Annotated in this window: 16 protein-coding genes and 3 tRNA genes; 4 read left to right on the forward strand and 15 right to left on the reverse strand. The window is 66.1% G+C overall.

Annotated features, from left to right (window positions below; genetic code table 11):
- Nucleotide 1 precedes the first annotated feature (1 nt).
- The 10 genes from nuoG to ACP7CK_RS11215 form a co-directional block, all read right to left on the reverse strand.
- On the reverse strand, nt 2-2,047 hold the full coding sequence (gene nuoG / locus ACP7CK_RS11170; RefSeq protein WP_426026035.1) for an NADH-quinone oxidoreductase subunit NuoG: 2,046 nt from the start codon (nt 2,045-2,047) through the stop codon (nt 2-4).
- On the reverse strand, nt 2,047-2,292 hold the full coding sequence (locus ACP7CK_RS11175) for a hypothetical protein (RefSeq protein WP_035311070.1): 246 nt from the start codon (nt 2,290-2,292) through the stop codon (nt 2,047-2,049). The genes nuoG and ACP7CK_RS11175 overlap by 1 nt, the downstream gene beginning before the upstream one ends.
- Nucleotides 2,292-2,783 carry a hypothetical protein gene (locus ACP7CK_RS11180; protein ID WP_426026036.1) on the reverse strand — a complete coding sequence of 164 codons (492 nt, stop codon included), beginning with the start codon at nt 2,781-2,783 and terminating at the stop codon, nt 2,292-2,294. Before ACP7CK_RS11180 ends, ACP7CK_RS11175 begins: the two co-directional genes overlap by 1 nt.
- A gap of 2 nt (nt 2,784-2,785) precedes the next feature.
- Complete coding sequence (gene nuoF, locus ACP7CK_RS11185; RefSeq protein WP_008264145.1) at nt 2,786-4,099, reverse strand: NADH-quinone oxidoreductase subunit NuoF; 1,314 nt, start codon at nt 4,097-4,099, stop codon at nt 2,786-2,788.
- A 393-nt stretch (nt 4,100-4,492) separates the two neighbouring features.
- Nucleotides 4,493-4,774: a hypothetical protein gene (locus ACP7CK_RS11190; RefSeq protein WP_008263388.1), complete on the reverse strand. Its 282-nt coding sequence runs from the start codon at nt 4,772-4,774 to the stop codon at nt 4,493-4,495.
- Entirely contained in the window at nt 4,774-5,451 is a 678-nt protein-coding gene (nuoE, locus tag ACP7CK_RS11195; RefSeq protein WP_154725273.1) for an NADH-quinone oxidoreductase subunit NuoE, read from the reverse strand. Before nuoE ends, ACP7CK_RS11190 begins: the two co-directional genes overlap by 1 nt.
- Nucleotides 5,448-6,722, reverse strand: coding sequence for an NADH-quinone oxidoreductase subunit D (locus ACP7CK_RS11200; protein ID WP_426026037.1), 1,275 nt, complete (start codon nt 6,720-6,722; stop codon nt 5,448-5,450). The genes nuoE and ACP7CK_RS11200 overlap by 4 nt, the downstream gene beginning before the upstream one ends.
- Nucleotides 6,722-7,351, reverse strand: a complete 630-nt coding sequence (locus ACP7CK_RS11205) for an NADH-quinone oxidoreductase subunit C (RefSeq protein WP_008260708.1) — start codon at nt 7,349-7,351, stop codon at nt 6,722-6,724. Before ACP7CK_RS11205 ends, ACP7CK_RS11200 begins: the two co-directional genes overlap by 1 nt.
- Nucleotides 7,348-7,971: a NuoB/complex I 20 kDa subunit family protein gene (locus tag ACP7CK_RS11210; RefSeq protein ID WP_154725271.1), complete on the reverse strand. Its 624-nt coding sequence runs from the start codon at nt 7,969-7,971 to the stop codon at nt 7,348-7,350. Before ACP7CK_RS11210 ends, ACP7CK_RS11205 begins: the two co-directional genes overlap by 4 nt.
- Nucleotides 7,941-8,318, reverse strand: coding sequence for an NADH-quinone oxidoreductase subunit A (locus tag ACP7CK_RS11215; protein ID WP_008262515.1), 378 nt, complete (start codon nt 8,316-8,318; stop codon nt 7,941-7,943). Before ACP7CK_RS11215 ends, ACP7CK_RS11210 begins: the two co-directional genes overlap by 31 nt.
- 205 nt (nt 8,319-8,523) lie before the next feature.
- Between ACP7CK_RS11215 and ACP7CK_RS11220 the strand changes: the two genes are divergently transcribed.
- The 3 genes from ACP7CK_RS11220 to ACP7CK_RS11230 all read left to right on the forward strand — a co-directional run bounded on the left by ACP7CK_RS11220 (nt 8,524) and on the right by ACP7CK_RS11230 (nt 10,486).
- Entirely contained in the window at nt 8,524-10,155 is a 1,632-nt protein-coding gene (locus tag ACP7CK_RS11220) for an AbgT family transporter (RefSeq protein ID WP_426026038.1), read from the forward strand.
- Between the two features lie 96 nt (nt 10,156-10,251).
- Nucleotides 10,252-10,328, forward strand: a tRNA-Asp gene (locus tag ACP7CK_RS11225).
- Between the two features lie 81 nt (nt 10,329-10,409).
- Nucleotides 10,410-10,486: transfer RNA gene (locus ACP7CK_RS11230), tRNA-Asp, on the forward strand.
- A gap of 116 nt (nt 10,487-10,602) precedes the next feature.
- On the opposite strand, the gene ACP7CK_RS11235 is transcribed toward ACP7CK_RS11230, so the two are convergent.
- Complete coding sequence (locus tag ACP7CK_RS11235) at nt 10,603-11,853, reverse strand: glycosyltransferase (protein ID WP_426026039.1); 1,251 nt, start codon at nt 11,851-11,853, stop codon at nt 10,603-10,605.
- A 324-nt stretch (nt 11,854-12,177) separates the two neighbouring features.
- Between ACP7CK_RS11235 and ACP7CK_RS11240 the strand changes: the two genes are divergently transcribed.
- Nucleotides 12,178-15,477: an autotransporter outer membrane beta-barrel domain-containing protein gene (locus ACP7CK_RS11240; protein ID WP_426026040.1), complete on the forward strand. Its 3,300-nt coding sequence runs from the start codon at nt 12,178-12,180 to the stop codon at nt 15,475-15,477.
- 56 nt (nt 15,478-15,533) lie between these two features.
- Here ACP7CK_RS11240 and ACP7CK_RS11245 read toward each other — a convergent pair.
- The 4 genes from ACP7CK_RS11245 to clpX all read right to left on the reverse strand — a co-directional run bounded on the left by ACP7CK_RS11245 (nt 15,534) and on the right by clpX (nt 20,622).
- Nucleotides 15,534-15,610, reverse strand: a tRNA-Val gene (locus ACP7CK_RS11245).
- Between the two features lie 46 nt (nt 15,611-15,656).
- Entirely contained in the window at nt 15,657-15,932 is a 276-nt protein-coding gene (locus ACP7CK_RS11250) for an HU family DNA-binding protein (RefSeq protein WP_008260193.1), read from the reverse strand.
- 110 nt (nt 15,933-16,042) lie between these two features.
- Complete coding sequence (gene lon / locus ACP7CK_RS11255) at nt 16,043-18,439, reverse strand: endopeptidase La (RefSeq protein ID WP_426026041.1); 2,397 nt, start codon at nt 18,437-18,439, stop codon at nt 16,043-16,045.
- 914 nt (nt 18,440-19,353) lie between these two features.
- Complete coding sequence (gene clpX / locus ACP7CK_RS11260; protein WP_008260240.1) at nt 19,354-20,622, reverse strand: ATP-dependent Clp protease ATP-binding subunit ClpX; 1,269 nt, start codon at nt 20,620-20,622, stop codon at nt 19,354-19,356.
- Between the last annotated feature and the right edge of the window lie 31 nt (nt 20,623-20,653).

The raw sequence follows: 20,653 nt of genomic DNA on the forward strand, positions 1-20,653 counted from the left end.
CTTACTCCGCCGCCATCGCGACCGGGGCGATCCGCAGGGCGGACAGCTCGGCCATGGTCGCGCTGGCGCGCGCGATCGGGTTGGAAAGATAGGGGTCCGTGATCGCCGAGGCGAAGACCCGGTCGCCCAGGTCGCCCTTGACGCCCAGCTTGGACGGATCGAAGGCGGCCGGCGCGGGCAGATAGTCGATCCGGCCGAAGGTCGGATGATCGGCCATCAGCTTGGCCCGCAGCTGGTCCAGGGTGTCGTAAGGCAGGGTCTGGTCGACGCGGGCGGACAGGGCGCGGATGATGGCCCAGTCTTCCTTGGCCTCGCCCTTGGGGAAGACGACGCGTTCGGCCATCTGCACCCGGCCCTCGGTGTTCACATACAGGCCCGACTTCTCGGTATAGGCCGCGCCGGGCAGGATGACGTCGGCGCCGTGCGCGCCGCGGTCGCCGTGGCTGCCCAGATAGACGCGGAAGGCGTTCGAACCGGTGGGATCGACCTCGTCGGCGCCCAGCAGGAACAGCACGTCCAGCGCGTCCGGCTTCAGCATGTCCGAGACCGTCAGACCGCCTTCAGCCGGCACGAAGCCCATGTCCAGGCCGCCGACGCGCGCGGCGGCGTGGTGCAGGACGTTGAAGCCGTTCCAACCTTCGCTGACGACGCCGACCTTCTTGGCCAGGGCGCCCAGGGCGTTCAGGACGGCGGCGCCGCCCTCCCCGTTCAGCGCGCCGGAGCCGACGATGATCGCCGGACGCTCGGCCTTGGTCAGGAAGTCCATCGCCGACTTCGGCAGCTTGGCCAGGGTCTTCGAACCCGCGCCCAGATAGGCGTAGTCGAAGGTCAGGTCGGCCTGTTCGCCGATGACGCCGATCTCGACCCCGCCCTTGATCCAGCTCTTGCGCAGGCGGGCGTTCAGCAGCGGCGCCTCGACGCGCGGGTTCACACCCACGATCAGAATGGCGTCAGCCTTTTCAATGCCTTCGAGGCCGGAGTTGAACAGCCAGCTCTCGCGCGGACCATCGCCGAGCGCGGCGCCGTCCTGGCGGCAGTCGGTGTTCCTGGAGCCCAGGGCGCGGAACAGGTCCAGCGTCGCCTTCATCGACTCGGCGTCCTGCAGGTCGCCGGCGATCACGCCGATGCGGTCGGCAGGGGCGGCCTTCAGCTTGGCGGCGACGGCGTCCAGGGCCTCGTTCCACGAGGCGGCGCGCAGCTTGCCGTTCTCACGGATCCACGGGCGGTCCAGGCGGCGGGCGGTCAGGCCGTCGACGACATAGCGGCTCTTGTCCGACAGCCACTCCTCGTTGATGCCCTCGTTGACGCGCGGCAGAACCCGCATGACCTCGGAGCCGCGGAAGTCGGCGCGGATGTTCGAGCCCAGGGCGTCCATGACGTCGATGGTCTCGGTCTTCTTCAGTTCCCACGGACGATAGTGGTACTGCCAGGGCCGGTGCGTCAGGGCGCCGACGGGGCACAGGTCATTGACGTTGCCCGACAGTTCCGACCCGACCGACTTCTCCAGATAGGTGGTGATCTCGGCGTCCTCGCCGCGCGAGATCATGCCGATGTCCGGCACGCCGGCGACCTCGGTGATGAAGCGGACGCAACGGGTGCACTGGATGCACCGCGTCATGAAGGTCTTGATCGTCGGACCCATGTTCTTTTCTTCGACCGCGCGCTTGTTCTCGGCATAGCGAGAGCCGTCGCGGCCATAGGCCATGGACTGGTCCTGAAGATCGCACTCGCCGCCCTGGTCGCAGATCGGGCAATCCAGCGGGTGGTTGATCAGCAGGAATTCCATCACGCCTTCCCGGGCCTTCTTGACCATCGGGGTGTCGGTGAAGATTTCCTGGCCGTCGGCGGCCGGCAGGGCGCACGAAGCCTGGGGCTTCGGCGGCCCGGGCTTCACCTCGACCAGGCACATGCGGCAGTTGCCGGCGATGGACAGGCGTTCGTGGTAGCAGAAGCGCGGGATTTCCTGCCCCGCGCGCTCGGCGACCTGGAGCACGGTCATCCCGGGCTCGAACTCGACTTCGACGCCGTTGACCTTGGCGATGGGCATTATTCTCGAACTCCGCCGTAAGGGCTGTCTACCAGGGTCAGACGTGTCTCGACCCGTTCGATACGTTGATCCAGGCGATCCAGGCGACGATTGACGCCTGCAAGGCCCTCCCCCACGTGAGTCATGCGGACCTTCAGGTCGTGCATGTCCTCACCGAGGCGATCCATCTTGGTTTCCATCGACGTCAAAAGCCCTTCGACGCGACGCTGGATTTGAAGGACGAGGTTGTCGGGTTCATCCGCCATCACCGCGCCTCCTCTTCTGCGGGAACGGCCAGTTCGGCCTGTTCCGTCGTCCCATCCGGGAGGGTCTGGGTGATGGTGATCGCCTGACCGTCCATGACGTAGCGGATCACGGGATCGTCCGACTGGTTCATCCAGCGAACGAGGGTGGGATCGGGCAGATTGAGCGGCTTCCACACGATCAGGTCTTTCTCGACGCGGCAGTCGGCCCGCATCCGGCCGCCGTCGACCGGGGCCCGCCACGAGGCGTGAACCACCCCGCCGTCGACGCCGTCGACGTCGATCGCCATCGGTGCCTGGCCGTGAACGGCGGCCAGACCGGCGCGGCAGACGCGGCGCAGATCGGCGGCGTTCAGGGCCTCGGGCGCCGTCTGTACGGCGTCGGAGGGCTTCGCCTCAGCCGCGACCTTTTCCGCAGGCGTGGGCGCAGCTTCACGCTCGCCGCAGGCGGCGAGTGCGAAGGCTCCGATCACGATGGCGGGTGAAAGGCGCATGCCTACTCCGCCGCGATCGCGTGGCCGGCGAAGTTCGCGCGGCGGCTGCGGTAGTTGGCGATACGCTCTTCGATCTCGTGACGGAAGTGACGGATCAGGCCCTGAACCGGCCAGGCGGCGGCGTCGCCCAGGGCGCAGATGGTATGGCCCTCGACCTGGCCGGCGACGTCCAGCAGCAGGTCGATTTCCGACGGATCGGCTTCGCCCACCGACATCCGCTCCAGCACGCGCCACATCCAGCCGGTGCCTTCGCGGCACGGCGTGCACTGGCCGCAGCTCTCGTGCTTGTAGAAATAGCTGATGCGGGCGATGGCCTTCACCAGGTCGGTGGAGTTGTCCATCACGATGACGGCGGCGGTGCCCAGGCCCGAGCGCATTTCGCGCAAGGAGTCGAAGTCCATCAGCGCCGTCTCGGACATTTCGCGCGTGATCAGCGGCACGGACGAGCCGCCCGGAATGATGGCTTTCAGATTGTCCCAGCCGCCGCGCACGCCGCCGCAGTGTTCTTCCAACAGCTGCCGCAGCGGGATCGACATGGCCTCTTCGACCACGCAGGGCGCGTTCACATGGCCCGAGATGGCCATCAGCTTGGTGCCGGTGTTGTTCGGACGGCCGAAGCCCGCGAACCAGCCGGCGCCGCGACGCAGGATGGTGCCGACGACCGCGATCGACTCGACGTTGTTCACCGTGGTGGGGCAGCCGTACAGGCCTGCGCCGGCCGGGAACGGCGGCTTCAGGCGCGGCTGGCCCTTCTTGCCTTCCAGGGATTCCAGCAGGGCGGTCTCTTCGCCGCAGATATAGGCGCCGGCGCCGTGGTGGATATAGACGTCGAAGTCCCAGCCGTGGACATTGTCCTTGCCGATCAGACGGGCCTCATAGGCCTGCTTGACCGCCGCCTCCATCCGCTCGCGCTCGAGCACATATTCGCCGCGCAGATAGATGTAGCAGGCGTGGGCCTGCATCGCGAAGCTGGCGATCAGGCAGCCTTCGATCAGCAGCTGGGGATCATGGCGCATGATCTCCCGGTCCTTGCAGGTGCCGGGTTCGGATTCGTCGGCGTTGACGACCAGGTAGTGAGGACGATCCTTCACCTCCTTGGGCATGAAGGACCACTTCAACCCGGTCGAGAACCCGGCGCCGCCGCGGCCGCGCAGGCCCGAGGCCTTGACGTTGTTGATGATCCAGTCGCGGCCAAGGTCCAGCATGTCCTTGGTGGCGTTCCAGGCGCCGCGGGTCTTCGCCCCGTCCAGCGTCCAGTCCTGGAAGCCGTACAGATTGGTGAAGATCCGGTCCTTGTCTTCGAGAATGCCGACCATCAGGCTGCTCCTACGTCTGCGCCGACGGGGGGGACCGAGAGCGGACTGGCGTTCGAGGCCGAGATCGCGCTGGCCGGGCGGCGGCTGACGAGGTTCAGGGCTGGGGTTGTTACGCGGTTCGGAAGCATTAGCAGGACCGGGTGAAGGCGTAGATGAAGCGGCCGCGGGGGCGACCGAAGGCGAGGGTGGCGGGGGTTCCGCCGATACGGGTCCGGCGCTCAGCGACAGACTGGCCGCGCCGGCCAGATTGACCAGCAATCGGCCCGTCCCGGCGGGGCTCCACCCGCCTCGGCCGCGCTTGGGCGCGCGGCGCCCTGCCCGTTTCTGATCCATCGACATGGCGCCCCCCGGCACGCTGCATCGAATTCATGGAACCACAATCGATCAACGGCGTCATGACGACATGACGTCCAACTGGCGCATCCGGCGTTTGTGGTGCCGGTTTCGGGCGTAGATGGCGCCGATGACGCAGGCCCAGCCGGCGCCGAGCATGACGTAGGACAGGGTGAAGGCCCAGTCGCCCAGGCCCGGCGTCCCCTGACGGGTCAGCAAAATCAGCATGGCCGCGCCGACCACCAGCGCGAGCCCGCCCGCGCGCAGGGGCCGTGCGACAAGGCGCAGCTCCTTGCGGTACGCGGCGCGGCCTTCGTCGCTGTCGAGGTCGGGCGCAGGCATCAGGCGGGGGCCTTCTCGACCGGCGCCGGGTCGCTGTTGGGCAGTTTGGCGATCGGCTGGGCGGCCGAACCGTCGTACAGTTTCGGATCCAGCAGGGTCTTGGCCCCGCCGGCCGGCTCGGACGTGGCGCGCCCCTGATAGGAGCCCGGCTTGGGCGTCTTGCCCGCGGCGAAGTCGTCGATGATCTGGGCCAGGGACTCGGGCGTCAGGTCCTCGAAATAATAGTCGTTGATCTGGGCCATGGGCGCGTTCGAACAGGCGCCCAGGCATTCGACTTCCTGCCAGGTGAAGCGGCCGTCGGCGGACAGATGGTCCTTGGGACCGATCTTCTCCTTGCAGACCTTCATCAGCTCATTGGCGCCGCGCAGCATGCAGGGCGTCGTGCCGCACACCTGGATCAGGGCGGTCTTGCCGACCGGCTCGAGCATGAACATGGTGTAGAAGGTCGCGACCTCCAGCACCCGGATGAAGGGCATGCCCAGCAGTTCGCCGATGGCGCGGATGGCGGGCTCGGAGACCCAGCCTTCCTGCTTCTGGACCAGCCACAGGATCGGGATCACCGCCGACTGGCGACGGTTTTCCGGGTACTTCTTGATCCACCATTCGGCCTTGGCCGTCGTATCGGCCGAGAAGGCGAACGAGGCCGGTTGTTCCTTGGCGAGACGACGAACGCTCATCGGTCCACTTCTCCGAATACGATGTCGAGCGAGCCCAGGATGGCGGAGACGTCGGCCAGCTGGTGGCCGCTGTTGATCCAGTCCATCGCCTGCAGGTGACGGAAGCCCGGCGCCGAGATCTTGACGCGATAGGGTTTGTTGGTGCCGTCAGACACCAGATAGATGCCGAACTCGCCCTTGGGCGCCTCGACCGAGGCATAGACCTCGCCCTCAGGCGTCTTGAAGCCTTCGGTATACAGTTTGAAGTGATGGATCAGGGATTCCATCGACCGCTTCATCTCGCCGCGACGCGGTGGAACGATCTTGTTGTCCTCGAGCATCACCGGTTCGCCGGGGCAGTTGCGCAGCTTGTGGATGCACTGCTCCATGATCCGCACCGACTGCTTCATCTCCTCGATGCGGCAGAGGTACCGGTCCCAGCAGTCGCCGTTCTTGCCGACCGGAATATCGAACTCCAGCTCGGCGTAGCACTCATAGGGCTGCGACTTGCGCAGATCCCAGGCGATGTCGGAGCCGCGCAGCATGACGCCGGTGAAGCCCCAGGCCAGGGCCTGTTCCTTGGACACCACGCCGATGTCGACGTTGCGCTGCTTGAAGATGCGGTTTTCGGTGACCAGGCTCTCGATATCGGTCAGGGCCTTGGGGAATTCCTGGCACCAGCGACCGATGTCGTCGATCAGGTCCATCGGCAGATCCTGGTGGACGCCGCCGGGACGGAAATAGTTGGCGTGGAGACGCGCTCCGCTGGCGCGCTCGTAGAAGACCATCAGCTTTTCGCGCTCTTCGTGGCCCCACAGCGGGGGCGTCAGGGCGCCGACGTCCATGGCCTGCATGGTCGCGTTCAGCAGGTGGTTCCCGATCCGGCCGATTTCCGAATACAGCACCCGGATCAGCTGGGCCCGGTAGGGAACCTCGACGCCGAGCAGCTTCTCGATGGCCAGGCAGAAGGCGTGTTCCTGGTTCATCGGCGCGACATAGTCGAGCCGGTCCAGATAGGGCACGTTCTGCAGATAGGTGCGCGCCTCCATCAGCTTCTCGGTGCCGCGGTGCAGCAGGCCGATGTGCGGATCGACGCGTTCGACGATCTCGCCGTCCAGCTCCAGCACCAGCCGCAGCACGCCGTGCGCGGCCGGGTGTTGCGGGCCGAAGTTGATGGTGAACTTGCGGTCGTCCATGTCCTTGGCGTGCGCGGTCCGGTGATCGACCGGCATGTCCTTGAACGGATCGACAGCGCCGTTCACGGGCGCGGTTACGGGGGCTCCGTCAGCCATCAGCCCTTCACTCCAGCCTTTTCGTCGCCGGGAAGCACGGGCGCCGGGTAGTCGGCGCCTTCCCACGGCGACAGGAAGTCGAACGTCCGGAATTCCTGCGTCAGCTTGACCGGCTCATAGACGACCCGCTTCTGCTCTTCGTCGTAGCGGACCTCGACATAGCCCGTCATCGGGAAGTCCTTGCGCAACGGATGGCCTTCGAAGCCATAGTCCGTCAGCAGACGGCGCATGTCCGGATGCCCCGAGAAGATCACGCCGTACATGTCGTAGGCTTCGCGCTCGAACCAGCCGGCCGACGGATAGACCCCGGTCACGGTGGCGACGGGCTGGACCTCGTCGGTCACGACCTTGACGCGGACCCGGGCGTTCCGGGTCATCGACAGCAGGTGATAGACGACCTCGAACCGCTCCTCGCGATCCGGATAGTCGGCGCCGCACAGATCCAGCAGCTGCTGGAAGCCGAACTGGTCGCGCAGCGCCGTCATGACCTCGACGATCCGTTCGCGCGGCGCCAGCAGGGTCAGCTCGCCGAAGGCGACCTGCGCCTCGACGCCCAGAGCCCCGACCATCTCGGCGCCCATCGGCGTCAAAGCGGCCTCGAACCGTTCTTGAACAGCCAGCGAGCTCATCGGTCGATGGTCCCCGTGCGGCGGATCTTCTTCTGCAGCTGCAGCAGGCCGTACAGCAGGGCCTCGGCCGTCGGCGGGCAACCCGGGACATAGACGTCCACCGGCACCACGCGGTCGCAACCGCGAACCACGCTGTAGCTGTAGTGATAATAGCCGCCGCCGTTGGCGCAGCTGCCCATGGACACCACATAGCGCGGGTCGGGCATCTGGTCGTAGACCTTGCGGATGGCCGGAGCCATCTTGTTGGTCAGGGTGCCGGCCACGATCATCAGGTCCGAGTGACGCGGGCTGCCGCGCGGAGCCATGCCGAAGCGTTCGACGTCGAAGCGCGGCATCGACATCTGGATCATCTCGACGGCGCAGCAGGCCAGGCCGAAGGTCATCCACATCAGCGAGCCGGTGCGCGCCCAGGTGATGACGTCGTCCAGCGAGGCGGTCAGGAAGCCGCGCTCGCCCAGCTCCATGTTGACCGACTCGAAGAACTTGTCGTGGATCTTGGGATCATAGCCCTCGACCATCGAACGCGCGGCCGAATTGGCGGGAACCAGGGGCCCCGCCGAAACGCCGGGCAGCGGCGAGGAAGGCGCGACTATTCCCATTCCAGGGCTCCCTTCTTCCATTCGTAGATGAAGCCAATGGTCAGGACGCCCAGGAAGACCATCATCGACCAGAAGGCGAAGATCATTCCGGCGTGCGACAGGTCGAACATCGACACCGCCCACGGGAACAGGAAGGCGACTTCCAGATCGAAGATGATGAACAGGATCGACACCAGATAGAAGCGCACGTCGAACTTCATCCGAGCGTCGTCGAAGGCGTTGAACCCGCACTCATAGGCGGACAGCTTCTCTGAATCGGGGCTCTTGGGCGCCAGCAGCATCGGCAGGGCGATGAAGAGCACGCCGATGAAGGCGGCGATGCCGGCGAAGATAATGACCGGCAGATATTCGAGCAGAAATGCGTTCATTCAAAGAACCTCGGCCGCCGGGGAGAGGCGGGATTCGGCGCTTCTTAGACCCAACGTTCGCGAGGTTCAAACCCCTGCGTCCATTGGTTTTTTGTTGAGAACGGATCGCAAGTTCCCGGGCCATATGTCGCAGCCCCGACGCTTGCGGTTCTGGCCCCTTCCCGGCCCTACTGCCGCCTTGAAATCCCAACCGAAAGTCATCCGCATGAGCCTGGGCGCCCGTGTCCTGAACACCGTCGAGCGGGTCGGGAATCGCCTGCCCGATCCCGTCTTCCTGTTTCTATGGCTGATCGCCGGCCTGATCGTGCTGAGTCTGGTCGGGGCCGGACTGGGCTGGTCGGCGGTCAATCCGGTGACGGGGGACCGTCTGGTCGCGCAAAGCCTGCTGTCGCCCGAAAATCTGGAGCGGCTGATCATCGGCATGCCGCGCACCCTGGCGGACTTCCCGCCGCTGGGGATCGTCATCACCATCATCTACGGCGCGGCGGTGGCCGAAAGGACCGGGATGTTCTCCACGGCGATTCGCGGCGCGCTTCTGAATGCGCCCCGCGCCATATTGACGCCGGTCGTCGTGATCACCGGCATGGTGTCGCACCATGCATCCGACGCCTCCTATGTGGTGGTGATTCCCTTGGCGGCGGTGATTTTCGCGGCGGCGGGGCGTCATCCCCTGGCCGGCCTGGCTGCAGGCTTCGCCGCCGTGTCGGGCGGTTACGCCGGCAATCTGTTCCCCGGCGCCAGCGACGCCCTGATCCTGGGCATCACCGAGCCCGCCGCCCACCTGATCGATCCGTCCTATTCGGTGAACATCGCCGGCAACTGGTTCTTCATCGTCGGGGTGGTGTTGGTCTTCACCCCCATCGTCTGGTTCCTGACCGACCGGGTGATCGAGCCCCGGCTGGGCAAATGGACCCCGTCCGAAGGCGTCGCCGCCCCTGCGACCTCGGAAAAGGAGCCCCTGACCGCGGCCCAGAGACGCGGTCTCCAATTCGCCGGCCTGGCCCTCCTGGCCATGATCGGTCTGTGGACCCTGATCACCCTGCTGCCGGGCTCGCCCTTCGTGGACCCCGACGCCGACCCGGAGCAGAGGTTCAATCCCCTGTACCGTTCGCTGGTCGCCTTCTTCGCCGTGGTCTTCTTTGTCACGGGCGCGGCCTTTGGGGCGGGATCCGGCTCGATCCAGTCCCATCGCGATCTGGTGCGGATGATGCGCGACGGCATCGCCCAGCTGGCGCCCTATATCGTTCTGGCCTTCTTCGCCGCGCACTTCGTGGCCATGTTCAACTGGTCGGGCCTGGGGCCGATCCTGGCGGTCAACGCCGCCGCCGAGCTGAAGAGCCTGGCCCTGCCCGCGCCCCTTCTGCTGATCTGCGTCGTCCTGGTGTCCTGTTTCTTTGATCTGTTCATCGGCTCGGCCTCGGCTAAATGGTCGGCCCTGGCCCCCATCGTCGTGCCGATGTTCATGCTGCTGGGCATTTCGCCGGAGATGACGACGGCCGCCTATCGCATGGGCGATTCGGTGACGAACATCGCCACGCCGCTGATGAGCTATTTCCCGCTGATCCTGACCTTCGCCCAGCGCTGGGATCCGCGCTTCGGCCTGGGCTCCCTGATGGCGACCATGCTGCCTTACGCCGGGGCCTTCCTGGTGGCCGGCCTGACCATGGTGGCGGCCTGGGTCGCCTTAGACCTGCCGGTGGGACCCGGCGTGGGCGTTCATTACGAGCCGCCCGCCCCGGCCGTCGCCGCTCAGGAGCCCGCCACGGGCGGCCTGTCGGGCCCGCACAGCCCGCCCCAGGCGGCCGCAGTCCCTCCGTCCACGCCCCTTCCGCGCTGAGGCGGGTCTTTCTCGGAAAAGGCCGCTTGACGCGCTGGGTCAGCCCGCCTAAACGACGCCCCTCGCCGGGGCGCACAGCCGCTTCGGCCGGGAAACGCGGGTGTAGCTCAGTTGGTTAGAGTGCCGGCCTGTCACGCCGGAGGTCGCGGGTTCGAGCCCCGTCACTCGCGCCACTCTTTCTAGAAATAGACAGAGTGGCGCTACCGCCTTCCCTTCATAGTTTTCGAAACAACTCAAAAGTTTCGACCTGATACGCGGGTGTAGCTCAGTTGGTTAGAGTGCCGGCCTGTCACGCCGGAGGTCGCGGGTTCGAGCCCCGTCACTCGCGCCACTTCTTCCAAACGAAGAAGTGGCGCGCCGCCCCTCATTTCCCGACCATCTTGAGACCAGACGCGACGGCCCGGATATTCGCGTCGAGAGATCGACCCGAAATCACGACGTAACGCGTCAGTGAACGGCGAACGCCTCTTCAGGCTGACCAAAGGCGGCCTCGCCCGTCAGTTCGCCGTAAACCATGCACAGGTCCTCGAACACGCGGCTCCAGGCGAACTGGCTGACGGCCTTTTCGCGGGCGGCGCGGCCGATGGCCTCGATGTCGCGCGCAAACAGAGCCTCGACCGCCTGGGCGTAGGCGTCGGCGTCGGCGCTGGTCGCCAGTTGGCCGACCGTCTCATCCACGGTCTCGGCCACGCCCCCGGCGTTGACGCCCACGACCGGGCGGCCACAGGCCATGGCCTCCAGCACGATCAGACCGAAGGGCTCCTTGTCATTGGCGTGGACGAAGGCGTCGCAGCTGGCGATGATCCGCGCCACCGCGCGCGGATCCTTCTCATAGGGCATGGAAATCACCCGGTCCTCGGCGGGCATGCCTGAACCCGCCCCGACCAGGACCAGATGATAGGGCGCGCCCAGTTTCTGGACCGCCTCGATCAGAATATCGACATTCTTCTCCTTGGCGGGTCGGCCGGCGAAGCACAGCAGGCGGGCGTCCTCGCCCAGGCCCAGTTCTCCCAGCAGCCATTTCCGATCCCGGCGTTCGGGTCGGAAGGTGTCGATCTCCACCCCCAGGGGCCGGATGACAATATTGGTGACGCCCGCCTCTTCCAGTCGACGGGCGATGAAACGGCTGGGCGAGATGACGCGGTCGAACTGGGAAAACAGGCGCGCCCAGCGTTTCTCAACCGGCTTCTTGGCCCATTCGCCGAAATGCAGCGCCGCCAGCCCGGCGGGATCCGAGTGACAGAAGCCGACGACCGGACACCCGACCCGCTGACCGGCCTCCAGCGCGCCCTGACCCGGCGTATAGGGGTCGCCGGCCTCAATGATCGACGGCTTCATCGCCGCGACCCAGGCGCTCCAGCGCTTGACCGAACTGGGCCAGCGATAGCCATCGCCGAACGGCAGTTTTGTCGCCCGCAGTTGCACGATCCCGTCGGCCCGCGCCTTGTGCCGCGCGCCCGGGACGATCAGCGAATGGCTGACGCCCGGCCGATTCTCCTCGATCCAGGCCTTCTTCGACAGAAGATAGCGCTTCACCCCGCCCGAGCGCGGCGCATACAGCATGGTGGTGTCCACCAGCCTGGGCCGGTCGTCCATCGACGCCAGCTTCAGCGCTCTCAACGTGTCGGCGACCTCGACGTCCAACCCCGGAATCAGCCGGAGTTCGCTTTCGTGAACGTCGAGGTCGGTCAGTGTCATGAAGAGGTTCTCGCCGGGTCTGGGCTAACCAACGCCGGGGGGCGTGGGTTGGATGCGTCGCGGGGAAACGCGGTGGACCGTTCTTCCGCCCGTAAACCCCGCCGTCGGAAACCTCAATACCTCTGAGCCAAAACCTTCCGCACCCCACCTAATAGACCGCGAAATCAGCCCCTTATCCAAGCTACGGTTGCGACACGCTCTTGCAACAGACTGGACACGGCCTTGCATTCGCCTCAAATTCGATAAACTTGGGCACGGTTAGCGTCGATCCTGTAAAGGACCGTCTGCTTCGTGATCGCGTGACCATCAGGGGTTTTCTTCCGAATGCGTATTCTACTCGCGACCGCCGTAGCGATCGCCCCCTTGCTGGCTGTTACGGGCGTTCAGGCCGAGGTCGTCGTCTCGACAGCCCGCACCACGCCGATCCAGACGTCCAACGCCACCGGCACCGCGGCTGACAATGTCCGCATCGCCAGCGGCGGCTCGATCGCCGTCACCTCCGGCGCAGCGATGACGCTAGATTCGAACAATACGGTCGATATCGACAGCGGCGGCTCCATCACCATGGCCAAGGCGGCCGACGGCGCCACGGGCGTCCTAGTGAACGGCGGCAATACCGGCTCCGTCACAATGGGCGGAACGATCAACATCACGGACAGCCAGGAAACGGCGGACATCAAGGACACGGACGGCGACGGCGACCTTGACGGGCCATTCGCCACCGGGACCGGCCGCTACGGCGTTCGGGTCACGGGCGCCTCGCCCTTCGTCGGCAATGTCCTGGTCGAATCCAGCGGCTCGATCTCCGTGGAAGGCAACAACTCCTACGGACTCGCGGTCGAAGCGCCCCTGACCGGCAAGCTGCAGAGCCTCGGTACTGTGCGCGTCGTCGGCGACAACAGCGTCGGCATCCGCACGACCGGCCCGATCTCGGGCAATGTCGACCTTGCGGGCTCGGTGTCCGCGACCGGAGCCGGCGCCTCGGGCGTGTCGATCGAAGGGGACGTCGGCGGCGCCCTGAAAATCCATTCGGCCGTGACGACCACGGGCTACCGGTACACCTCCCCGCCCCCCGTCCGCCCGACGACGGGCGCCTACGACAACGCCTCGACCATATTCCTGGACGAACTGGACGCCGACGATCTGTTGCAGGGCGGACCGGCTGTGCGCGTGGCCGCCAATGTGGCCGGCGGCGTCCTGCTGGATACGGGCCCGGCCTATTCCTCGGCCGGGATCGACGGCGACGACGACAAGGACGGCGTCAAGAACGGCGACGAGGATGACGACGGCGACGGCGTCAAGAACCGCGACGATGCGGATCGCGACGGCGACGGCGTGCCGGACGCCAGCGAAACGACCGCTTCCCTGACATCGGTAGGCGGCGCGCCCGCCCTGCTCATCGGCTCCGCGACCAATGCGGTGACCCTCGGCGCCGTAGGCGCCGGCGACGCCGCCTATGGCCTGATCAACCGCGGCTCCATCACCGGGACCGGCGTCTATTCCGGCGTCGAATCGCGCGCCCTGCAGCTGGGCGTGGCCGGCGGCCAGACCGTCACCGTCGCGGGCGGGGTGCGCAACGAAGGCGGAATCGCCTCCACGGCCGTGGACGCCAACGCCACCGCCATCTGGATCGGCTCCGGCGTCACCGCCCCGGCCATCTCGAACACGGGCAATATCCAGGCCGTCGCCTCCGGCAAACAGACCCACACGGCCACGGGCGTGCTAATCGGCGCCGGCGCCAATGTCGGTTCGCTGACGAACACCGGCAATATCGTGGCCTCGTTCGGCGGAAACCACGGCGCCGCGACGGTCATCCGCGACCAGTCCGGCACCCTGACCCAATTGAGCAACGCCGGTTCCATCATCGGCTCGCTGTCGGCGGACTCCACCGATACTACGGCGATCGACGGCACGGTGACCGCCATCGACCTGACGGCCAACACCAGCGGCGTCACGGTTCGTCAGTACGGCATCCCGGCCGCCGCCGGCAGCACGGCGACCGATACGGACAAGGACGGGGTCCCTGACGCCAGCGAACCCGTCATCGTCGGCGCGGTGAAATTCGGTTCGGGCGCGGATGCCTTCAACGTCGAGAACGGCACGGTCATCGGCGACATGTCCTTCGGCGCCGGCGCCGACCGCCTGTCCATCAGCGGCGGCGCGGCGGTGAGCGGCGCTGTCACCGACAGCGACGGGGCTCTGGACATCAACGTCTCCAAGGGCACGCTGAACGCGACCCAGACGACCGCCACTTCCATTTCCAGCCTGAACGTCGGGGCCGAGGGCGTCCTGATCGTCGCCGTCGACCCTCAAGGCGATCGCGCCGGCGGATTCAACGTCAGCGGAGCCGCAACCCTGGCCACGGGCGCGCAACTGGGCGTCCGCTTCTCGTCCCTTCTGGAGTCGCCGGAGCGGTTCAGCGTGATCAAGGCCGGCGCCCTGAACGTCGGTGACATCAACCAGAGCCTGCTGACCGATAATTCCCCCTATCTTTACGTCGTTCAGGCGGGTGTCGATCAAGCCGCAGGGGAAGTCTACGTCGACGCCCGTCGCCGCACCGCCCAGGAGGCCGATCTGATCCCCGTCGAGGCCTCGGCCTTCGACGCCGTCTATGCCGCCCTGGGCAGCAATGAGACGATCCGGAACCTGTTCCTGGGCCAGACGACCCGGGACGGCTTCATCGACGCCTATGAGCAGATGCTGCCGGACCACTCGGGCGGGCCTCTGATGTCCCTGTCGGCCGGCGTCGACGCGGTGACCCGCGCCCTGACCGGCCGCAACGCCTCCGCCGCCCCCGGCGAGACCAGCGCCTGGGTGCAGGAGATCAACTTCTACGCCGACAAGGACAAGACCGATTCCTACGGCTTCCGCTCTGAAGGCTTCGGCGTCGCGGGCGGCGTCGAAAAGGGCACCGGCGCGGGCGCCTTCGGCCTGACCGCCGCCTTCACCTCGTCGGACATCAAGGACCCCGAGTCCGAGGCCGAGGAAGTCCTGTCGGCCAACCTGCTGGAGCTGGGCCTCTACTGGCGTGCGCAGGGCCAGTACTGGACGACCTGGGCGCGCGCGGCCGGCGGCTACGCCAGCTTCAACGCCGACCGGTCGCTGGTCGCCAACGGCGTCTATCTGAACAACAAATCCGACTGGCATGGCTGGACTGCAGCCGCAGCCGGCGGCGCCTCCTACGAGCGCAACTACGGTCGCCTGAACGTCCGTCCCGAGGTGTACGCCGAGTACTTCCGCCTGTCGGAAGGCGCCCGCTCCGAATCGGGCGGCGGCAGCGGCTTCGATCTGGATATCGACTCGCGCGACAGCCACATCTTCTCGGCCGTTGCGGCGATGAACGTCGGCTACGGCTTCGGCAAGGACGGCTGGATTCGTCCGGAACTGCGCATCGGCTATCGCCAGAACCTGTCCGTCGACGCCGGCGAAACCATCGCCCGCTTCGCCAGCGGCGGCCCGGACTTCGTCCTGTCGCCGGACGGGGTCGAGGGCGGCGGCCTGATCCTGGGCTTCCGCATGAACCTGGGCAACGACCTGGGCATGCTGTCCCTGACGGGCGACGCGGAACTGCTTGAGGATTACGTCCGCTATTCGCTGCTGCTGCGGGCCAGCTTCCGGTTCTGACCGGGGCGATCGCCAAAAGACAAAGGCCGCCGGATCGCTCCGGCGGCCTTTTTGTTTGGTAGGCGGCGACGGGTTCGAACCGCCGACCCTCTCGGTGTAAACGAGATGCTCTGACCAGCTGAGCTAGCCGCCCAAGAAACCGAAGTGGAAACCGGAGCCGGGCTTATGCCCGTTGGGCTTCAACCGTTCAAGGCGCTTTTCAAGCCTTCGCCAGGGCGAAAGCGCGCGGTGCGGGAGGCGGGGCGGGCCACGGCCTGACCTGTCTGGGGGTTGCGGGCGACGCCGGCCTTGCGATCGACGGGGGTGAAACTGCCGAAGCCGATCAGCTTGACGTCCCGGCCCTGGGTCAGGGCTTCCACCACGCCGTCGGTGAAGGCTTCAAGCGCCGTCTTGGCCTGATCGCGGCTGATGTTCGCGGCCGTCGCCATACGACCGATAAGTTCGGCTTTCGTCATGTCATCCCTCCCAAGCGAACCAGTAAAGGGCGGATCGGCGGTTGCGTCAAAAGCGAAAACGCCGCCGACAGGCGTGTCGGCGGCGTTTCGTCTGCGACTTAGGTCGCGGTTCAGTGACTGACGGTCGCCGCAGCGCCGTCAAGCGGAGGCACGGGCGCGGGCAGAGGATCCGTCGCCTCATCCCATTCGACCGGTGTCAGGGGACCGGTCAGGGCCCAGTGCAGGGCCTCGTCCGCCGTGGAGATCGGCACGATTTCGAGCGCCGATTTGACGTTGTCCGGCACGTCCGCCAGGTCCTTCTCGTTCTCCTGCGGGATCAGCACCGTCTTGACGCCGGACCGCAGGGCCGCGAGCAGCTTCTCCTTCAGACCGCCGATGGCGGTGACCCGGCCGCGCAGGGTGATCTCGCCGGTCATGGCGATGTCCTTGCGGATCGGGATGCCGGTCAGGACCGAGACCATGGCCACGGTCATGGCGGCGCCGGCGGACGGGCCGTCCTTGGGCGTCGCGCCGTCGGGCACGTGGACGTGGATGTCGGTCTTCTCGAACACCGGCGGCTTGACGCCGAAGGCCAGGGCCCGCGACCGCACATAGGAGGCCGCCGCCGAAATCGACTCCTTCATCACGTCCTTCAGGTTGCCGGTCACGGTCATGCGGCCGCGGCCCGGCATCTTGATGGCCTCGATGGTCAGGATGTCGCCGCCGAACTCGGTCCAGGCCAGACCGGTGACGATGCCGACCTGATCCTCCTCGTCCGTCTCGCCATAGCGGAACTTCCGGACGCCGGCGTATTCGGCCAGCTTCCCGGCGTCCACCGTGATCGACGTGACCTTGGTCTTGGCCATCTCGCGCACGGCCTTGCGAGCCAGGCCGCCCAGGGCGCGTTCCAGCGACCGCACCCCGGCCTCGCGGGTGTAGTAACGGATCAGGTCGCGGATCGTGTCTTCCGGCACGATCAGTTCGTCGGCCTTCAGCCCATGGTCCGTCAGCTGCTTGGGCAGGACGTGACGCTTGGCGATCTCGACCTTTTCGTCCTCGGTGTAGCCCGACACCCGGATGATCTCCATCCGGTCCATCAGCGGCTGCGGCATGTTCAGGCTGTTCGCGGTCGTCACGAACATGACCTGGGACAGGTCGTAGTCCACCTCCAGATAGTGGTCGCCGAAGGTCGAGTTCTGGGCCGGGTCCAGCACCTCGAGCAGGGCCGAGGACGGGTCGCCGCGCCAGTCGGACCCCAGTTTGTCGATCTCGTCCAGCAGGACGAAGGCGTTGGTGGTCTTGGCCTTCTTCATCGACTGGATGATCTTGCCGGGCATGGAGCCGATATAGGTCCGGCGGTGGCCGCGGATCTCGCTTTCGTCGCGCACGCCGCCCAGCGACATGCGGACATACTCACGCCCGGTCGCCTTGGCGATGGACTTGGCCAGCGAGGTCTTGCCGACGCCGGGAGGGCCGACGAGGCACAGGATCGGCCCCTTCAGGCTGCCGGTGCGGGCCTGGACCGCCAGATATTCGATGATCCGTTCCTTGACCTTCTCCAGGCCGAAGTGGTCCTCCTCGAGGATCTCCTCCGCCTTGACCAGATCGATCGGCTTCTGCTTGGCCTTGCCCCACGGCACGGACAGCAGCCAGTCGAGATAGTTCCGGACCACGGTCGATTCCGCCGACATCGGCGACATGTTGCGCAGCTTCTTGACCTCGGCCTCGGCCTTGGCGCGGGCTTCCTTGGACAGGCGCGTCTTCCGGATGCGCTTCTCCAGGTCCATGATCTCGTCGCGCGCGTCGTCGGTCTCGCCCAGCTCGCGCTGGATCGCCTTCATCTGCTCGTTCAGATAATATTCGCGCTGGGTCTTCTCCATCTGGCGCTTCACGCGCGAGCGGATCTTCTTCTCGACCTGCAGGACCGAGATTTCACCCTCCATCAGGCCATAGACCTTCTCCAGCCGCTTGGGCACGTCGAAGGTTTCCAGCAGGCCCTGTTTGTCGATGATCTTGACCGACAGGTGGGCGGCCACCGAGTCCGCCAGCTTGGAGGCGTCGGTGATCTGGGGGATGGAGCTGAGGGCCTCGGGCGGGACCTTCTTGTTCAGTTTCACATAGTTTTCGAACTGCTCGACCACGGCGCGCAGCATGGCCTCGGTCTGGGAGGCGTCGCCCGGCTCGTCCTCGATCTCGACGGCCTCGGCCTCGAAATAGTCCTCGCGGTCGGTGAAGCGGGTCAGGCGCGCCCGGCCCTTGCCCTCGACCAGAACCTTGACGGTGCCGTCGGGCAGTTTCAGCAGCTGCAGCACGCTGGCCAGCACGCCGATCGGATAGATGGCGTCGGGCGACGGATCGTCGTCGACGCTGTTCTTCTGGGTCGCCAGAAGGATCTGCTTTTCGCCCTTCATGATCTCGTCGAGGGCCTTCACCGATTTCTCGCGGCCCACGAAGAGCGGCACGACCATATGCGGGAAGACGACGATGTCTCTCAGCGGCAGGACGGGCAGGATCTTTGTTTCAGTCATGATGCGTACTCCTGGGCCATTGATGATCTCCGGCCCGCCGCCACGGTCGCCCGGACAAGAGGTCCGACCAGCGCATGACAGCCCGTCGATTCCGACGGCGTTCGGATGAGTATGTGGTTTGAAAGAGCCGTGGTTCAAGCGTGGCCGGCGAACGGCCCACACCTGCGTGGTTTGGACGCCGCACGCACATGCGGAATTGGCTGCGGCTTCGCAGCGGAGCAGCGAAGTTGGGGAGGGCGTGGGACGCCGGGTCTGCACCCGGTGTTTTGGATTTTAAGTACCGTTTCGGCGCAGTCGTCGTCCCACGCGGTCGTTTTCCACACGCGCTCCGGCTGGCGGCCCTCGTCTTCGAGCCTTGCCGGATCGGCGGGCCGCCTTGCGACGGCTTCGCCGGGGCGGACATGTCGACGTAGATCGACAGCGGTCCGCTTTCCTAAGCGTGCGGCGAGCAGGAGACGGCATCCATCGCCGCCCCTAAGGACCCCGGCGGTCTCCTTCCCGCCGGCTTCATCGCTCGACCACAACCCCGCCGCCGTCAGGGCGCTGGATCCGACGCCCTCCCCATCGGCGGGGATGAGAGGATGATACGGGCGCCGGCGGGTATGGCGGGGAAATAGGGTCGAGATTCTTTTAGGGCGTTGAAATCGTTCGATTCAGACCAGCGTCATTGTGGGTGTTGCCCCCCCTCTCCGCGCGCAAAGGCGCGGGGGGAGGACAGGTCGCGCTAGCGACCAGGCGGGGGCGCCCCCGGCGGTGGAGATGGCCACGGCCGCGTCTGGCGCCGAGTCGCCCCCACCTGGCGTTCGCTGACGCTCCCGCCTGTCCTCCCCGTCGGCCTTCGCCGACGGGGAGGTGAAAAAAAGGGCCGGAGCGTTGCGGCTCCGGCCCTTGGTTGGTTCAGCGACTAAGCCCGATCAGGCGGCGCCGTCGGCCTTCTTCTTGGAGGCCTCGGAATAGATCAGCAGGGGCTGGGCCTTGCCGTCGATGACCTCGGCGTTGACCACAACCTCTTCGACGCCTTCGAAGGTCGGCAGTTCGAACATGGTTTCCAGCAGAATGCCTTCCAGGATCGAACGCAGGCCCCGCGCGCCGGTCTTGCGGGTGATGGCCTTCTTGGCGACGGCGATCAGGGCGTCGTCGGTGAAGGTCAGTTCGACATTCTCCATCTCGAACAGGCGCTTGTACTGTTTGACCAGGGCGTTCTTGGGCTCGGTCAGGATGGTGACCAGGGCCGTTTCGTCCAGATCTTCCAGGGTCGCCAGAACGGGCAGACGGCCGATGAACTCGGGGATCAGGCCGAAACGCATCAGGTCGTCGGGCTCGACGCCCTTGAGGATGTCGCCGGTGCGACGCTCGTCGATTTCCTTGACCTGGGCGCCGAAGCCGATCGAGGCCCCTGCCCCGCGCGCCGAGATCACCTTCTCCAGCCCGGCGAAGGCGCCGCCGACGATGAAGAGGATGTTGGCGGTGTCGACCTGCAGGAATTCCTGCTGCGGATGCTTGCGGCCGCCTTGCGGGGGCACGGAGGCGACGGTGCCTTCCATGATCTTCAGCAGGGCCTGCTGCACACCCTCGCCCGAGACGTCGCGGGTGATGGAGGGATTGTCCGACTTGCGGCTGATCTTGTCGATTTCATCGATGTAGACGATGCCGCGCTGGGCCCGTTCGACATTGTAGTCGGAGGCCTGGAGCAGCTTCAGGATGATGTTCTCGACGTCTTCGCCCACATAACCGGCCTCGGTCAGGGTGGTGGCGTCGGCCATGGTGAAGGGCACGTCGATGATGCGCGCCAGGGTCTGGGCCAGCAGCGTCTTGCCCGACCCGGTCGGGCCGATCAGCATGATGTTGGACTTGGCCAGCTCGACGTCGTTGTTCTTCGTCGCGTGGTTCAGACGCTTGTAGTGATTGTGAACGGCGACCGAGAGGACCTTCTTGGCGTGCGACTGGCCGATGACGTAGTCATCCAGGACGTCGCGGATCTCCTTCGGCGTGGGGACGCCGTCGGTGGTCTTCTTGAACCCGATCTTGTGCTCTTCACGGATGATGTCCATGCACAGTTCGACGCATTCATCGCAGATGAACACGGTCGGGCCCGCAATCAGTTTGCGGACCTCGTGCTGGCTCTTTCCGCAGAACGAGCAGTACAGGGTGCTTTTGGCGTCAGAGCCGGCTGCTTTGGTCATAGACCCTTATCTCACTCCCGCGGAGCGGACC

Source organism: Brevundimonas sp. TSRC1-1 (assembly GCF_049898245.1).
GTDB lineage: Bacteria > Pseudomonadota > Alphaproteobacteria > Caulobacterales > Caulobacteraceae > Brevundimonas > Brevundimonas mediterranea_A.

What these genes read in the sequence shown, in the direction of transcription:
- nuoG (WP_426026035.1), bottom strand. Translation starts at nt 2,047, where the DNA reads ATGCCCATCGCCAAGGTCAACGGCGTCGAAGTCGAGTTCGAGCCCGGG.
- ACP7CK_RS11175 (WP_035311070.1), bottom strand. Translation starts at nt 2,292, where the DNA reads ATGGCGGATGAACCCGACAACCTCGTCCTTCAAATCCAGCGTCGCGTC.
- ACP7CK_RS11180 (WP_426026036.1), bottom strand. Translation starts at nt 2,783, where the DNA reads ATGCGCCTTTCACCCGCCATCGTGATCGGAGCCTTCGCACTCGCCGCC.
- nuoF (WP_008264145.1), bottom strand. Translation starts at nt 4,099, where the DNA reads ATGGTCGGCATTCTCGAAGACAAGGACCGGATCTTCACCAATCTGTAC.
- ACP7CK_RS11190 (WP_008263388.1), bottom strand. Translation starts at nt 4,774, where the DNA reads ATGCCTGCGCCCGACCTCGACAGCGACGAAGGCCGCGCCGCGTACCGC.
- nuoE (WP_154725273.1), bottom strand. Translation starts at nt 5,451, where the DNA reads ATGAGCGTTCGTCGTCTCGCCAAGGAACAACCGGCCTCGTTCGCCTTC.
- ACP7CK_RS11200 (WP_426026037.1), bottom strand. Translation starts at nt 6,722, where the DNA reads ATGGCTGACGGAGCCCCCGTAACCGCGCCCGTGAACGGCGCTGTCGAT.
- ACP7CK_RS11205 (WP_008260708.1), bottom strand. Translation starts at nt 7,351, where the DNA reads ATGAGCTCGCTGGCTGTTCAAGAACGGTTCGAGGCCGCTTTGACGCCG.
- ACP7CK_RS11210 (WP_154725271.1), bottom strand. Translation starts at nt 7,971, where the DNA reads ATGGAAGAAGGGAGCCCTGGAATGGGAATAGTCGCGCCTTCCTCGCCG.
- ACP7CK_RS11215 (WP_008262515.1), bottom strand. Translation starts at nt 8,318, where the DNA reads ATGAACGCATTTCTGCTCGAATATCTGCCGGTCATTATCTTCGCCGGC.
- ACP7CK_RS11220 (WP_426026038.1), top strand. Translation starts at nt 8,524, where the DNA reads ATGAGCCTGGGCGCCCGTGTCCTGAACACCGTCGAGCGGGTCGGGAAT.
- ACP7CK_RS11235 (WP_426026039.1), bottom strand. Translation starts at nt 11,853, where the DNA reads ATGACACTGACCGACCTCGACGTTCACGAAAGCGAACTCCGGCTGATT.
- ACP7CK_RS11240 (WP_426026040.1), top strand. Translation starts at nt 12,178, where the DNA reads ATGCGTATTCTACTCGCGACCGCCGTAGCGATCGCCCCCTTGCTGGCT.
- ACP7CK_RS11250 (WP_008260193.1), bottom strand. Translation starts at nt 15,932, where the DNA reads ATGACGAAAGCCGAACTTATCGGTCGTATGGCGACGGCCGCGAACATC.
- lon (WP_426026041.1), bottom strand. Translation starts at nt 18,439, where the DNA reads ATGACTGAAACAAAGATCCTGCCCGTCCTGCCGCTGAGAGACATCGTC.
- clpX (WP_008260240.1), bottom strand. Translation starts at nt 20,622, where the DNA reads ATGACCAAAGCAGCCGGCTCTGACGCCAAAAGCACCCTGTACTGCTCG.